Origin of the sequence: Pseudonocardia endophytica, from assembly GCF_004339565.1 — a bacterium.
GTDB lineage: Bacteria > Actinomycetota > Actinomycetes > Mycobacteriales > Pseudonocardiaceae > Pseudonocardia > Pseudonocardia endophytica.
Genome location: NZ_SMFZ01000001.1, coordinates 2683069 through 2696348 on the forward strand (window position 1 = coordinate 2683069; position 13280 = coordinate 2696348).

Consider the following 13280-nt stretch of genomic DNA (forward strand, 5'->3'; position numbering starts at 1 on the left):
GGCCGCTATGACGGCTGTGTTCGTGGCGATGGTTCTGAGCGCCGGTGTGGGAGTCGGAGTGGCCTCGAGCCTCGCCGCCTACGCGCAGCGGAACTGGACCAAGCCCGCCGAGGTGCAGGCACAGGAGGCCTGAGCACCCGGGAGACACGACGAAGGGCCCATCCCGCGCGCGGGATGGGCCCTTCGTCGTGTGTGGTGCCGGGTGTCAGTCCCCGCGCAGGTACGTCAGCAGGCGCAGGATCTCGATGTAGAGCCAGACCAGGGTGGTCATCAGGCCGAACGCGATATACCAGGCGAACTTGGCGGGCGCCTGGCCGCGGACGGCCTGGTCGGCCGCGTCGAAGTCGAGCAGAAGGCTGAACGCCGCCACGCCGATGATCACCAGGCTGATCACGATCGAGAGGAAGCCGCCGCTGCTCATCGGGTTGCCCGGGAAGAAGATGTCGCCGACCAGGCGCACCAGCACGAGCACGACGACACCGACCAGGGCGCCCATCATGAACTTCTGGAACCGGGGAGTGACCCGGACGGCGCCCGTCTTGTAGACGATCAGCATCCCGATGAACACGCCCGCCGTTCCGACGAGCGCCTGGAACGCGATGCCGGGGTAGACGTTGTTGATCATGCCGGCGATGCCGCCGAGCGCGATGCCCATCGCCACCGAGTAGGTGACCACCAGCGCCGGACTGACGGTCTTCTTGAACATCACCACGAGCGAGACGACGAACCCGACGATGAACGCGGGGAGCGCCAGAATGTAGAGCCCGCTCAGGGCCGTGGCGAGGCCCGCGGCGACCGCGAGACCTCCGCAGATCGCGGTCTTCTGGACGATGTCGTCGACCGTGATGGGCCGGTCGCCGGTACCGGCGCGGCCGTAGTCGCTTCGCTGTGACGCCTGGGTGTCGGCATAGGCGGCGCCACCGCCCATCAGCCCACCGCCCGAGCTGCCGAACGAGGCGTAGCCGCCCTGCCCGCTGGGCAGGTTGCGGAACGCCGGGTTGCTGGTGGAGCGCACCTTGATCCTCCTCGACGTGCGATCAGGACCCCTGACGACGACAGGCGGCCGGGGTGTCCGCCCGTTCAACGCGCGGTGACCTCGGAGGGTTCCCGCTCGGTAAAACCGACTTTACCCCAGCACCGGAGATCGCCACGGGCACGCCTCATCGCCGGTCGGGGCGCTCCACCACCGGCAGCCCGCGGGTGACCACCGGGATGTCCGGCGTCGTCTCCCCGACGTTCCGGCGGACCGGGCGGACCCCGGCCCCTGGGGCACCGACGGCGTCGAGAACCTCGGTGTCCGCACCGGGGCCGACGCCGTCGACACCGAGCGGAGCCGCTCCGCGCAGCTCGGCCCGGATCCGCCCCGGCCACCGCGCCATCTGGCCGGCGATCACGGCCACCGCGTCACGTCCGGCGGGCAACGCCACCACGAGCACCACGAGCAGCGCCACCACCGTCATGGCGACGGTCGCGGGCACTCCCATCCCGAACAGTCCCGGCACGACGACTCCTCACGACCGGTGGGGAACTCCTCACCGGGGTACAACGACCGGACGTCCCGCCGGTCACCGTCGGGCGGGCGCCGGGGTTCCGCGACGCGTCAGGTGCGCAGGCGGCCGAGTCCCCGGTTGCGACGGACCCGCTGGCGCGCGGGCCGCAGCGCGCGGTCCAGCTCGTCACAGCGGGGGCACCGGGCGCCGTCCGGCTCGATCAACGGAGCCGGGGCGATCAGGTGCCCGCACAGCGCCTCGTAGCGGCCCATCCGCATCGCGTGCGGCGAGGACAGCTCCACGTCGGTCACCATGTGCGCGCGACTGTCGATCACCGAGGTGAGCGACACGATGTCGTACTCGGTGGCCTCCTGGCCCTGACCGGCGCTCACGACACGCCCGTCCCGACGGCTGTCCTCATCGCGGACCGGCGCATCAACAGGGCTCCTCGCGTGGTGTATGCATCCCATCGTGGCGAATGCAGGTACCGTTTGCAACCTCAGATGCAAGAACGTTTGTTACGCTCCGCGCTGAATCGCTCGGCTCGTTGCTCCGGGTGCCCGTGACTGCTGCGTCGTACGGAGGTCCCATGAGTCACCCCAACGGTGTGCCCGCCGCGGACCTCGGCGGCGTCGTCTGGCGCCGGAGCTCGGAGAGCAACGCGACCGGCGAGTGCGTCGAGTTCGCCGTGCTCGACGGCGGGCACGTCGCCGTCCGCAACTCCCGCGACCCGCAGGGCCCCGCGCTGGTCTACACGCCCGCCGAGATCTCCGCGTTCGTGCACGGCGTCAAGGCCGGGGAGTTCGACGACCTGGTCCGGTGATCCCCGGAACCGGCATCACCGCAGGCAGGGCGCCCGCAACGGCGGTACGGTCGTCGCCGTGAGCGATGCCGGGGGCGACGACGCGCTGTCCGCCGACCCCACCGCTCTGCGGATCATCCTGGGGACGCAGTTGCGCCGCCTGCGCGAGTCGGTCGGGATCACGCCGCAGGCCGCGGGCAACGCCATCCGGGCGTCCCACGCCAAGATCAGCCGTCTGGAGCTGGGGCGGGTCGGGCTCAAGGAGCGCGACGTCGTCGACCTGCTCGGTCTCTACGGCGTCACCGACGCCGACGAGCAGCGGCACTGGATCGGCCTGGTCCGGCGGGCCAACACGCCCGGCTGGTGGCAGTCCTACTCGGACATCCTGCCGTCCTGGTTCGAGCCCTACCTCCGCCTCGAGCAGGCCGCCCAGGTCATCCGCACGTACCAGGTCCAGCTCGTCCCGGGGCTGCTGCAGTCCGAGCCGTACGCCCGCGCGGTCACCGCGCTGGCCGACGACCGCGAGGACGCGAACGAGCTCGAGCGCCGGGTGCACGTCCGGATGACCCGCCAGAAGCTCCTCGCCGAGCCGGACTCGCCGACCCTGTGGGCCGTCGTCGAGGAGGCCGCGTTGCGCAGGCTCACCGACACGCCGTCGCTGCTGCGCAGCCAGGTCGAGCACCTCCTCACGCTGTCCGCGCTGCCGGCGGTCACGCTGCAGGTGATGCCGCTGCAGGCAGGCGGTCACCCAGGTGCGGGCGGGCCGTTCACGATCCTGCGCTTCGCCGAGGCCGACCTGCCCGACGTCGTCTACCTCGAGCAGCTGACCAGTTCGCTGTACCTGGACAAGCGCTCCGACGTGGAGCGGCACATCCAGGTGATGGACCGGATCTGCGTGCAGGCCCGGACGCCGGAGGCGTCCACCGACCTGCTGCACGGTCTGCTGCGGAGCGCCTGACTCATCCGAGAAGAGCGCGTGCCTCGCTCCACATCCGGGTCACGATCTCCCCGGCCGGGTCGGTCGTGGCCAGCGCGGCGTTCTGCCCGGCCCAGTGGTTCGCCCGATCCACCGTCCCCGGCTCCCCCGCCCGCATCCTGGCCACCAGACCGCGCTGCTGCGGGTACGGCGCGGGCAGCGGGGCGCCGTCGTCGTTCCACGCGGTGACGTAGCGGGTCGGTGCGGCACGGCCGAGGCGGCCGCTGTACGCGCGGGTCGGGACGGTGCGCTCAGGCGCGAGTCCCACGAGTGCGGCCGACCAGCCGGGGTCGATGCCGGTCTCCGGCGCGCGCAGCAGCGCGGTGCCCACCTGGACCGCACTGGCGCCGAGCGTCAGCGCCGCGGCCAGGCACCGACCGTCGGCGATCCCGCCGGCCGCGACGATCGGCACGTCCAGCACGTCGGCCATCCGCGGCAGCAGCGCGAACAACGAGACGACGGTGCTCTCGGCGTCCGCCGGGTCGGTCGTGCCGCGGTGCCCGCCCGCCTCCATCCCCTGTGCGACGACGGCGTCGGCGCCCGCGTCCTGCGCGGCGAGCGCGTCGTCCACGGTCGTGGCGCAGGCGAACCACGCGATGCCCGCGCCGTGCAGGCGGCGCACGTACGCGTCGTCGAACCGGCCCATGATCGACGAGACCACGGTCGGCCGGGCCCCGAGCATCGCCGCGCACTGCTCGTCGAAGTCGGGGGGTGGGCCCTTCGGGTCGCCGATCGAGCCCATCGTGGACAGGAACCGCTCCGCGGCGGCGACCCGCTCCGGGTCGTCCACCGGCGGGTCCGGGACCCACACGTTGAGCTGCACCGGGCCGCTCGAGCCGGCCCGGAACGTCTCCATCCATTCCGCGATGCGGGCGGGCGGGTCGTTGACCACGCCGTTCGCACCCATCCCGCCCGCCCCGGCGACGGCGACGGCCAGCGCGGGCGGACACGCCCCCGCCATCGGCGCCTCCACCACCGGCACCGTCATGCCGTACCGGGCACAGAACCGCTCGGCCCGCTGCAGCGGGCTCCCCGAGACCGTCACGACCGGCAGTCTGCCGCCCGCTGTGGACCCCTGTCCGCCCGACGGGCAGGATCGGCGGACATGATCGGTGACACGTCGTTCGTCGAGTACCTGCGCGAGCACGCGCCGCAGAAGCTCCCGAGCCGGCTGCCCCGCGACCCGGCGCTGCGCGTCGACGGCGGCCTGCGTGCACCGCACGGCACCACGATCATCGCGTTCACCTGGGCCGACGGCGTCCTCCTCGCCGGCGACCGCCGCGCCACGTCGGGCAACGTCATCGCGCAGAAGGATCTGGAGAAGGTCGTCGTCGTCGACGAGTTCTCCGCCGCAGGGTTCGCCGGCTCGGTCGGGCACGCGCTCGAGATGCTGAAGCTGTTCGTCGCCGAGGTCGAGCAGTACGAGAAGCTCGAGGGCGGACCGCTCAGTATCGAGGGCAAGACCCGCAGGCTGTCCACCGTGGTCCGGGAGAACCTGCCGGCCGCGATGCAGGGCTTCCTCGCCCTCCCGCTGTTCGCGGGCTTCGACCCGACGGTCCCGGACCCGGCCGCCGCGTCCTGGATCGTGTCCTACGACCCGACCGGCGACACGGTCCGCGACCGGCAGGGCTACGAGTCGATCGGCTCCGGTTCGGTGTACGCGAAGTCGGCGCTCAAGAAGCGGCACGACCCGTCCGCCGGCCGGGACACCGCCGTCGCCACCGCCGTCGAGGCCCTCTGGGACGCGGCCGACGACGACAGCGCGACCGGCGGGCCGGACCTGATCAGGGACCTCCTCCCCAACCTGGTCACGGTGACCGCCCGCGGCACGGAGAGGGTTCCGGACGGCGAGGTGCGGGCCGCGACCGAACACATGCTCGCCCGGCGGGCACAGCGTCCGGGCGGCTGACCGCTGCGCGTCCGCCGTCGACCGTCGGGCTCACGCGGCGGGTCTCCTGCTGGCCGCCCGGGCGCACGCGGTCACGACCAGTTGCCGGGTCAGGTCACGGGACAGTAACTTCTCCTCCCGTACTTCAAGGTCACGGGGGACCACGGTGGCGACATCGGCGCACGTCGAGCGGGTCGAGATCCGGACGACCGACCCGGAGCGGGCGCACGAGACGCTGACCTCCATGTACGCCGCGCACACGCCCCGCCTGCACGGCAGCCGGGAACGCTTCCGGTTCCGGATCTCCGGCGCCGGCACCGACGTCCTGCGCGTCGACGAGCTGGCGCACAGCATGGGGCTGGACTCGCGCCAGGACGCCCCGTACGACGCGCTGATCGCGGTGGAGCTGCTCAGCGGGCAGATCGACTTCGCCAACGGCCGGACGTCGATGGTCCCCGCCGTCGGCGGCGTCCTGCTCGGGGACCCGCACCGGCCGAACCGCGTGCACTGGTCCGACGTGGTCGTCCGCACGACCCGGCTCGACCTCGCGGCGGCGCGGCGTGTCGTCGAGGACCTGACCGGCATGCCGGCGGCCCGGGTCGATTTCGAGCTGTCCGCGCCGGTGAGCGCCTCCGCCGCCCGCTACTTCCGGGCCGTCGTCGAGCGCGTCCGGCGCGACGTGCTGCCGGACGACGAGCTGCTGGCCCAGCCGCTGGTGCGGAGCGAGGTGTTCCGCCAGCTCGTCGTGGCGTTCCTGTCCACGTTCCCGAACAGCGCCTCGCGGGCGCAGGAGGACCGCCCGGAGCCGCACAGCCTTGGCGCGGAGCCCGCCGTGGTCCGGCGGGCCGTGGGCTTCGTCGAGTCCAACGCGCACCGCGACATCGGCCTCGGCGAGATCGCGCAGGCGGCCCGGATCGGCCCGCGCGGCCTGCAGCACGCGTTCCGCAAGCACCGCGGCTGCGCACCGACCGAGTACCTGCGCCAGGTCCGGATGGACTACGCCCACCAGGAGCTGCTGGCCGCCGACCCGAGCCACGGGGACACCGTCGCCGCGATCGCCGCACGCTGGGGATTCCTGCACGCGGGCCGGTTCTCGATCGGCTACCGCTCGATGTACGGGCGCTCTCCCAGCGACACGCTGCGGCACTGAGCCGGCCCTTCTCGCGCCGAAACTGTCGGTGCCCCGCCCTACGGTGCGCCCATGGATTCGACGGCCCCTCAGCAGGACGATCCGGTCATGACGCGGATCGGCGAGGCCGTGCAGCTCGGCCACGCCGGGGACGCGGCGGGCGCGCGCCGGCGGTTCGCGGAGATCTGGGAGGACGTCGGGGCGGGCGGCGATCCGCTGCACCGCTGCGCGCTGGCGCACTACGCCGCCGACGTGCAGGAGGACCCGGACGAGGAGCTGCGGTGGGACCGGCTGGCCCTGGCGGCGGCCGACGAGCTCGGAGACGGCCGGGCCCGCGCGTTCCACCCCGCGCTCGATGTGACCGCCTTCTACCCGTCGCTGCACCTGAACCTGGCCGACGTGCTCCGCAGGCTGGGCGACGCCGCGCAGGCCGGTCACCATCTCCAGCAGGCCCGTGCGGCGGTGGGCAGGCTTCCGGACGACGGGTACGGACAGATGATCCGCAGCGGCGTCGAGCGGTGCGCAGCGCGCCTCGAGGCCGGGGACGCGTCGTGACCACGCGCTACCCTGCGGCGCATGGGGACACTGGTCGGGGCGACGGCGGTCGTCGTGCTGTTCGCCGTCGTCCTCGGTGGGCTCGCGTGGGCGGCCGGACGGGTCCGGCGCCGCGGCGGCGGCGAGTCGTTGATGCAGCCGTTCGACGAGATCTGGCACCCGGCGGCACACCACGCGCGCGTGCACGTCGAGACACAGGAGGAGGTGCCGGCACCGGCACCGTCTCCCGGCGACAGGCTGGTCTGACGGCCGGCCCCGCGGAGAGGCGGCGGCGATGAGCGGGTTCGTGCTCCCGGACGGCGGTGGCGACGCCTACGCGTGGCGGGGCGCCGAGGTCCGGATCGAGGCGTCGGCCAGTACCGGATCCACACTGGACACCTCGGTGGGCCACCGGCCTAGCTCGCACCCGACCGCCGCAGTTCGGCGCCGGTGAACAGCGCCGTTGTCGAGAGCCCTTCTGCGGCCAGGTTCTGGCTCCCGCCCTCCTCGCGATCGACGACACACAGGACGTGCTCGACCAGTGCCCCGCGTTCGCGCAGGGCCGCTGTCGACAGGAGGACCTGACGGCACACCCGCCTGACCGCGGCCGTCCTCGCCGTCATCGGGAACACCCCCGGCCCGGTCGAGCGCGCGGCCCGCGCCCTGCGCCTCGAGCATCTGCACTCCCGACGGGCCCGCTGGTGGCCGTCCTGACCCGCTCTACCGATCCCGGGCGTGCCGTTCGTCGCCATCAACGCCGCGATCCGCGCCGGGCACGAGGAGTCCGCCCGCTTCCGGGCTCGGGGAGAACCCCGATGCATGAAACGTCAGCGCCTCTTCAGCGTGGCCGCCCGCTGCGGGCCGGTCATCTCACGGAAAGTCACGATCGCGGCCTGACGCTCCAACTTCGGCACGGCGTCTCGTGCCGGGCCGGCTACGCCCGGCCGCGGAGCTCCATCGCGGAGACTCACTCGCGGCCCAGTTCGGTACAGATGCAGACCGTGTTCCCGTCCGGATCTGCGAGCACGACGAAGGCCGGAGAACGACCGTCGTCGACGACGCTTCCTCCCGCCGCAACCGCCGCGGCGATCCGTTCCCCGGCGACCTCCGGAGGGACGGTGACGTCGAGATGGAAGCGCTGCCGATCAGGGGCAGTCGAGTCCGTTGCCTGGAACCACATCGACGGGAGCCCCTGGGCGGGATCGACAACGTCCCTGCCTTCGTCGTGTCCGGCAAGGACCGCCGCCCAGAACGGTCGCACCGAGTCGGAGACGGGAGTGTCCAGCGCCAACTCCATCACCTGCACACGCTGTGGTCGTGATGTCAGATCCCGATCACGAGCGAGGAGGCTGATCCGCTCGGCCAGGAGGACGTCCTGCTGGGTGACCCCACCTACGTCGGCAGTGCGTAGCGCGATCCGGACATGTCCGGCGCGCAGATCCACGTGTAGATGGTCATCGTCCGCACCGGCGGCCTCCGCGACCACATCGACGAACGTGGCCCCGTCGCGAAACGAACGGGTGTCGAAGTGGGCGTGCAGCGCTCCCAGCAACCACCGCCAGTCCGTCAGGTCGACCTCATGAACACCGAGACGAGCTGCGACCTGTTCCACACCGCGACCGTAGGCCGTCAGGTCGCGACCGAGTCGCGTACGATCCGCGACGCAAGTCGGTGGTGGATTTACAGGGAGCTGCCTTACCCGCTCTGACCTGCGGCGGAGTAGCGGACCACCCGTCGGCGTCCGCGTACAGTCCGCAGGTCGCATCGGCCGGGGTTGTAGCCCACTCCTCCCCCGTCTCCCTCGTCCTGGCCGCACTGCTCGTCGTGGTGTCGGGGGCCACGGGTGGCGGATCGCCGATGCGCTCGGGGAGCCGGACCGTGGCTGGGACTTCGACACGTATTCGACACAGGCACCCGGCCAGGACCGCTCAGGGCCGGGACGCCCGGACAACATCATCCGCCGCGTTGTGCGCATCCGCGCTGGTCAGAGCAACAAGACCGGACTCAGGACCGGTGCCCCCGGTGGGACTCGAACCCACACTGGGACCCCTTTAAGGGGGCCGCGCGCTCTCTGCCACCTGGACTCTCACTTGCGATGATCCGCGGTCCGGGCATCAGCCGATCGGAACTTCGGCACGTACTCGGCGCACGTCCTACGGAGCCGTCCCCCACAGAAGCCACCGAGTGGTCGTCACCTTGATAAGAGCACGAGGGCCTGAGCCGTCGTCCGCCTCGACGTCCCATCGGTATTTCTCACCGAGCCTCGCTACGACCTCGGGAGGGAACTCTGCCGCCAGGACGGATGCGGTGCCCTCTGCCACGACCGGAGCGCGACCACCGTCGAGCGCTACCGCGACCGCCGGGTTCACCCGGCAGTTCCGGGCCTTGACCGACCTCGCGTTGCAGCCGATCCACCAGACCCCGTTGTCGAAGACGAACCAGACCGGGGTGATGTGAGGGGTTCGGTCCCGGCGCACGGTCGTCAGCCATGCGATCTCGTCGTCCTGCAGTCGGCTTCGGACCAGCGCGTCGCCGTCGTCCATCGAGGAAGTATCACGTCGCCAGTGCTGACGGCTTTACAGAGAGGAGCCTGTTGCGCAAAGGAGCTGACGGTGGGATCTCAGGCTGGCTGGTGGTGATCCGGATGGCGCGCTCGGTGGTGTCCGGTGCGGGTCGGTGTTCAGATGGCAGTGGCGCGGTAGAGCTTGAGCAGGTTGTGGGTGGCGGCGATGAGCTTCCACTCGGCTCGGGCGGCGACCAGCCCGCGGCGGGATAGCTGTCGGATCCCGCGGCCGTGTTTGATCTGTCCGAAAACCGGCTCAACGCTGGTCGAGCGCATCCGCATCATCTTCTTGCCGGTGTCGGTCTTGAGGCGGGCGGTCATCTGTTCGACCAGCGCCGTGGTGGTGGCCTCGCTCGGTTTGCCATCTTGTCGGGGTTTACCGCGCCGGCCGTGTCGTGCGACCGCGATGTAGAGCGTCGGACCATCGGGGCGTGCGAGGTCGGGGTGGGAGGCGTTGACGTTCTCGGCGCGCCAGTAGCCGGCGTCGGCGACCAGAGCATCGATCGGCTCGGTGATCCCGGCGGCGGTCAGCCCGGCGCGGGTGGCGCTCAGCATTGGTGCGAGTTGGGCGACGTCGTTGCTGTCGGTGCTGACCTCGGCGGCCACGATGATCTGCCCGGCGGTCGTGACGGTCTGGGCGTTGAAGCCTTGGACTCGGCCATGGCGAGACTGCATCGGGCGACTGTCCGGGTCGGTCAGATTCGTCGTCGTTCCCGGCTTGGGTGCCTCGTCGCGAGCTCGGGGCCGGAACTGGCGCGGCGGCTGTCCTTTCGCCGCGCGGGCGGCGTTGAGCTGGGCGGAACGGGCCTCGAACCGAGCAGCGCGGTCAGCGGCGACGACCTCGAGCCGCGTCCGAGCCGCTTCGAGTCGCTGGCGTGCTGCGTCGAGCGCGGCCCGACGGAGCGCCGGATCCACCGCCGGTCCCGACTCGCTCTGGTGGTCCTGATCGGACGCCGCGTCCTCGGCGGCATCGATCTCGGCGGCCTCCGCGAGGATCGCGGAGATCTGTTTGCCGAGTTCCTCACTGGTCCGGTTGCGATCGATCGAGGCGTTCGCGGCGATCTTCGTGCCGTCCACGGCGATCGCGCCGAGCGAGACCAGCCCGGCCTCGGCGCACAGCCGTAGGGAGTCCACGAACACCGCGGCCAGCGCGTCGGCGTGGCGGGCCCGAAACCTGGCCAGGGTGACGTGGTCCGGGGCCAGGCCGGCGGCCAGGATCCGATAGTCGATCTGTTCGAGGCAGCGGCGCTGGATCTGGCGACTCGAGCGCACACCGGTGCAATAGGCGTACAGCAGCACCGCCACCATCACCGCAGGGTCGTAGGCGGCACGACCGTGCCCGTCAGCTCGGTAGGAGCGGTGGAACGCGTCCAGGTCGAGAGCCTCGACGACGTCGATCACGAACCAGCACAGGTGCTCCGGGGCCAGCCAGTCCCGCATGTCCGGCGCCAGCAGAAACCGCTGCTCACGATCACCCGTGACGTAGTTCAAACCCACCCGCCGATCCTGCCACCAAAGATCAACAGAGCGTTGGCCGGTAGGTAGTTTCTGCAACAGGCTCAGAGCTGTCAAACCGCCTTTGACCTGCGATTCAGTAACGGCCCACTCACTTGCGTCCGCAGATAGTCCGCAGCTCGCCCGGGAGGGTCTGTAGCCGCTCCTCCCCCGTCCCCCTTGTCCTGGCCGCTCTGCTCGTCGTGGTGTCGGGGGCAAGGGTGGCGTAGCCATCGCGTAGCGACGCCGTCAGGCGCCCTTGCGGCCGACGCCACGTCGTGGACCATGTCGGCCAAGGGGGACAGCATGACGCGAACGGAAGTCGAGTATCTGCCTGAACGGCGCGGTCTGGCCCGGCTGATCCAGCGCCGACCGGTGATCGCGTTCTGTGTGTTGCTGGCGGCGGCCAGCTGGCCGGTCCAGATCGTGGTGCCGGGCTCGCTGTTGTTGAGCCTGGTTGGTCCGAGCGTGTGCGCATTCGTCGTGGTCGCCATCGCGAACGGCCGTGCGGGCGCTGGGCAGCTCTGGCGTCGGGTGCTGCGCTGGCAGGTCGGAGTCGGCTACTACCTGTTCGCCGTGATCGGGCTGGGCGTCTACCTGCTCGTCGTAACCTACTCCGTGGGGACTGCGCTGTTCCCCGACCAGATCGCTACGCCGACGGCCGCTCTCGCAGTCTCGATCGCGGTGAACCTGGTGCTGCAGTTCGTACTGGTCGGGCTCGCCGAGGAGTTCGGGTGGCGTGGGTTCCTGCTGCCCCGGTTCCAGCGCCGGTATGGCCCGATGCGAGCGGCCCTCGTGGTCGGCGCCCTGTGGTGGGTGTGGCATCTGCCGTTGCGCGTCGTCTCGGGCGACAGCTCGATGCGACTGGCCTGGTTCGCCGTCGGGGTCCTGGCTGCGTCGGTCGTCTACGCCTGGCTGTTCAACAGCGCGGGCGGGAGCGTCCTGTTGGTCGCGCTCCTCCATGCCGGTGAGAACAGCTGGACCGGTGTCCCGTTCCAGACCCTGTTCCGGGTCTCGCCGCAGGACTTCGACGTGCTGTCGGCGGCGTCCCAGATCGCGTACGTGGTCCTGGCGCTGGTCATCGTGACCGCGACCCGGCTGGTGTTGGCGCAGTGGCGGAACCGCGTCGATGGTCTGCAGCCTGCCGAGGCCTCATGAGCACACGGGCGACCCGTGCGGTGGGGGGCGGGTAGCCGGTCCCGGCGCCGCGAACGGGCCGGAGGTGTAGTGAGCGAAGCGACGGGGCCGGCGTGGCCGGCCCGGCGCCGCCGGAGGTGGCGCCTTGATTTTCAGCACGTATTCAGCACAGGTACCCGCCGCGGCTCGGTGAGCGCCGGTCACACCCGGACAACATCAACGCGGCCACCGATGGCGTCGTCGCTGGTCAGGGCAGGGTTTCGCGGGTCGTGTCGGGGTGCCCCCGGTGGGACTCGAACCCACACTGGGACCCTTTTAAGGGGCCTGCCTCTGCCGTTGGGCTACGGGGGCGCCGGGCCAGCGTAGCCACGCGATCGCGCGCCGCCGGGTGCACACTGCCCCTGAACCGGGAGGTGGCCCATGACCGCGGAAAAGGTCGATCTGCGCGGAGCGGCGGCGACACTGTTGCTCACGTTGTACATGCGGGCGTGGGACGCGCGGCAGCGCAACCCGATCCTCGGCGACCGGTACGCCGTCGAGGTGATGGAGCGCATCGACGTGGATCGCCGGCTCCTGTTCCTCGCGTCCGGCGACGCGTCCGCTGTCACCTGCCGAGCGCGGACCCTCGACGGGTGGACCCGGGAGTTCCTCGCCGCGCACCCGGACGACGCGCAGGTCCTGCATCTCGGGTGCGGGTTGGACAGCAGGCCGTTGCGGGTCGAGGTCCCGGAGAGCTGCCGCTGGCTCGACGTCGACCAGCCCGAGGTGATCGACCTGCGGCGCAGGCTCTACGCGCTGCCCGATCACGTCGAGACGATCCCGTCCTCGGTCTCCGACGACGGGTGGTGGTCCCATGTCGCGACTGACCGCCCGACGCTCGCGATCGCCGAGGGCCTGTTCATGTACGTGCCCGGCGGGGACGTCCACCGCGCCGTCGACCGGCTCACCGACACCGCATCGGAGGGTGAGCTGGCGTTCGACGCCGTCGCGCCGTGGACCGTGTTCGCATCCGGGATGGCCCCCTCGTTCCGCACGGCAGGGGCGCGATTCCGGTGGTCGTGGGACGGGACGGACTTCGCGAAGCGCCACCCACGGCTCTGGGAGGTCGACGACGTCTCGGTCTACGACATGGCCGCGATCTCCGAGCCGCGCGTCTACCTGCGACCGTTGCTGAGCCTGGCCGGTCTCGTCCCGGCGATGCGGGACTCGATGCGCCTGCACCGCTTCCGATTCAGCGGCATAACCTCATGATCCACGGTCGTGGCGC

17 protein-coding genes and 1 tRNA gene are annotated in these 13280 nt (G+C 71.3%); 9 read left to right on the plus strand and 9 right to left on the minus strand.

Annotated features, from left to right (window positions below):
• Positions 1 to 7: 7 nt before the first annotated feature.
• Entirely contained in the window at positions 8 to 133 is a 126-nt protein-coding gene (locus EV378_RS36735; RefSeq protein ID WP_279389621.1) for a hypothetical protein, read from the plus strand.
• Positions 134 to 205: 72 nt separating this feature from the next.
• Here the strand turns inward: EV378_RS36735 and EV378_RS12140 are convergent, their stop codons facing one another.
• The 3 genes from EV378_RS12140 to EV378_RS12150 form a co-directional block, all read right to left on the minus strand.
• Positions 206 to 1015 (minus strand): Bax inhibitor-1/YccA family protein, encoded by an 810-nt coding sequence (locus tag EV378_RS12140; protein ID WP_132424066.1) that lies wholly within the window; start codon positions 1013 to 1015, stop codon positions 206 to 208.
• 145 nt (positions 1016 to 1160) lie between these two features.
• Complete coding sequence (locus tag EV378_RS12145) at positions 1161 to 1502, minus strand: hypothetical protein (RefSeq protein ID WP_132424068.1); 342 nt, start codon at positions 1500 to 1502, stop codon at positions 1161 to 1163.
• Positions 1503 to 1600: 98 nt separating this feature from the next.
• The gene (locus tag EV378_RS12150; protein ID WP_132424070.1) at positions 1601 to 1882 is read right to left on the minus strand and encodes a hypothetical protein; all 282 of its coding nucleotides are present in this window, start codon (positions 1880 to 1882) and stop codon (positions 1601 to 1603) included.
• 197 nt (positions 1883 to 2079) lie between these two features.
• Here EV378_RS12150 and EV378_RS12155 point away from each other — a divergent pair, with 197 nt between their 5' ends.
• Together EV378_RS12155 and EV378_RS12160 are read left to right on the plus strand one after the other, a co-directional pair.
• Positions 2080 to 2313: a DUF397 domain-containing protein gene (locus tag EV378_RS12155; RefSeq protein WP_132424072.1), complete on the plus strand. Its 234-nt coding sequence runs from the start codon at positions 2080 to 2082 to the stop codon at positions 2311 to 2313.
• Positions 2314 to 2371: 58 nt separating this feature from the next.
• The gene (locus EV378_RS12160) at positions 2372 to 3250 is read left to right on the plus strand and encodes a helix-turn-helix domain-containing protein (RefSeq protein WP_132424074.1); all 879 of its coding nucleotides are present in this window, start codon (positions 2372 to 2374) and stop codon (positions 3248 to 3250) included.
• 1 nt (position 3251) lies between these two features.
• On the opposite strand, the gene EV378_RS12165 is transcribed toward EV378_RS12160, so the two are convergent.
• Positions 3252 to 4313 (minus strand): NAD(P)H-dependent flavin oxidoreductase, encoded by a 1062-nt coding sequence (locus tag EV378_RS12165; RefSeq protein WP_243653407.1) that lies wholly within the window; start codon positions 4311 to 4313, stop codon positions 3252 to 3254.
• A 60-nt stretch (positions 4314 to 4373) separates the two neighbouring features.
• Here EV378_RS12165 and prcB point away from each other — a divergent pair, with 60 nt between their 5' ends.
• From prcB to EV378_RS12185, 4 genes are all read left to right on the plus strand, one after another.
• Positions 4374 to 5177 carry a proteasome subunit beta gene (gene prcB, locus EV378_RS12170; RefSeq protein WP_132424076.1) on the plus strand — a complete coding sequence of 268 codons (804 nt, stop codon included), beginning with the start codon at positions 4374 to 4376 and terminating at the stop codon, positions 5175 to 5177.
• 145 nt (positions 5178 to 5322) lie between these two features.
• Positions 5323 to 6306 (plus strand): helix-turn-helix transcriptional regulator, encoded by a 984-nt coding sequence (locus EV378_RS12175; protein ID WP_132424079.1) that lies wholly within the window; start codon positions 5323 to 5325, stop codon positions 6304 to 6306.
• A gap of 51 nt (positions 6307 to 6357) precedes the next feature.
• Complete coding sequence (locus EV378_RS12180) at positions 6358 to 6840, plus strand: hypothetical protein (RefSeq protein ID WP_132424082.1); 483 nt, start codon at positions 6358 to 6360, stop codon at positions 6838 to 6840.
• 21 nt (positions 6841 to 6861) lie between these two features.
• On the plus strand, positions 6862 to 7086 hold the full coding sequence (locus EV378_RS12185; RefSeq protein ID WP_132424085.1) for a hypothetical protein: 225 nt from the start codon (positions 6862 to 6864) through the stop codon (positions 7084 to 7086).
• Positions 7087 to 7235: 149 nt separating this feature from the next.
• On the opposite strand, the gene EV378_RS12190 is transcribed toward EV378_RS12185, so the two are convergent.
• The 4 genes from EV378_RS12190 to EV378_RS12205 all read right to left on the minus strand — a co-directional run bounded on the left by EV378_RS12190 (position 7236) and on the right by EV378_RS12205 (position 10879).
• On the minus strand, positions 7236 to 7442 hold the full coding sequence (locus EV378_RS12190; RefSeq protein WP_132424088.1) for a hypothetical protein: 207 nt from the start codon (positions 7440 to 7442) through the stop codon (positions 7236 to 7238).
• Between the two features lie 344 nt (positions 7443 to 7786).
• Complete coding sequence (locus tag EV378_RS12195; RefSeq protein ID WP_243653408.1) at positions 7787 to 8431, minus strand: VOC family protein; 645 nt, start codon at positions 8429 to 8431, stop codon at positions 7787 to 7789.
• A gap of 541 nt (positions 8432 to 8972) precedes the next feature.
• The gene (locus EV378_RS12200; protein ID WP_132424094.1) at positions 8973 to 9362 is read right to left on the minus strand and encodes a pyridoxamine 5'-phosphate oxidase family protein; all 390 of its coding nucleotides are present in this window, start codon (positions 9360 to 9362) and stop codon (positions 8973 to 8975) included.
• A gap of 137 nt (positions 9363 to 9499) precedes the next feature.
• The gene (locus tag EV378_RS12205) at positions 9500 to 10879 is read right to left on the minus strand and encodes a transposase (RefSeq protein ID WP_132430147.1); all 1380 of its coding nucleotides are present in this window, start codon (positions 10877 to 10879) and stop codon (positions 9500 to 9502) included.
• Between the two features lie 282 nt (positions 10880 to 11161).
• Here EV378_RS12205 and EV378_RS12210 point away from each other — a divergent pair, with 282 nt between their 5' ends.
• On the plus strand, positions 11162 to 12034 hold the full coding sequence (locus tag EV378_RS12210; RefSeq protein WP_132424100.1) for a CPBP family intramembrane glutamic endopeptidase: 873 nt from the start codon (positions 11162 to 11164) through the stop codon (positions 12032 to 12034).
• 257 nt (positions 12035 to 12291) lie between these two features.
• Here EV378_RS12210 and EV378_RS12215 read toward each other — a convergent pair.
• Positions 12292 to 12364 (minus strand) — tRNA-Leu (locus EV378_RS12215).
• A gap of 69 nt (positions 12365 to 12433) precedes the next feature.
• Here EV378_RS12215 and EV378_RS12220 point away from each other — a divergent pair.
• Positions 12434 to 13264, plus strand: a complete 831-nt coding sequence (locus EV378_RS12220; protein WP_132424103.1) for a class I SAM-dependent methyltransferase — start codon at positions 12434 to 12436, stop codon at positions 13262 to 13264.
• Positions 13265 to 13280: the final 16 nt, after the last annotated feature.

Coding starts and splice junctions, on each gene's coding strand:
- EV378_RS36735 (WP_279389621.1), top strand. CDS start 8: ATGACGGCTGTGTTCGTGGCGATGGTTCTGAGCGCCGGTGTGGGAGTC.
- EV378_RS12210 (WP_132424100.1), top strand. CDS start 11,162: ATGTCGGCCAAGGGGGACAGCATGACGCGAACGGAAGTCGAGTATCTG.
- EV378_RS12190 (WP_132424088.1), bottom strand. CDS start 7,442: ATGACGGCGAGGACGGCCGCGGTCAGGCGGGTGTGCCGTCAGGTCCTC.
- EV378_RS12180 (WP_132424082.1), top strand. CDS start 6,358: ATGGATTCGACGGCCCCTCAGCAGGACGATCCGGTCATGACGCGGATC.
- EV378_RS12200 (WP_132424094.1), bottom strand. CDS start 9,362: ATGGACGACGGCGACGCGCTGGTCCGAAGCCGACTGCAGGACGACGAG.
- EV378_RS12220 (WP_132424103.1), top strand. CDS start 12,434: ATGACCGCGGAAAAGGTCGATCTGCGCGGAGCGGCGGCGACACTGTTG.
- prcB (WP_132424076.1), top strand. CDS start 4,374: ATGATCGGTGACACGTCGTTCGTCGAGTACCTGCGCGAGCACGCGCCG.
- EV378_RS12155 (WP_132424072.1), top strand. CDS start 2,080: ATGAGTCACCCCAACGGTGTGCCCGCCGCGGACCTCGGCGGCGTCGTC.
- EV378_RS12185 (WP_132424085.1), top strand. CDS start 6,862: ATGGGGACACTGGTCGGGGCGACGGCGGTCGTCGTGCTGTTCGCCGTC.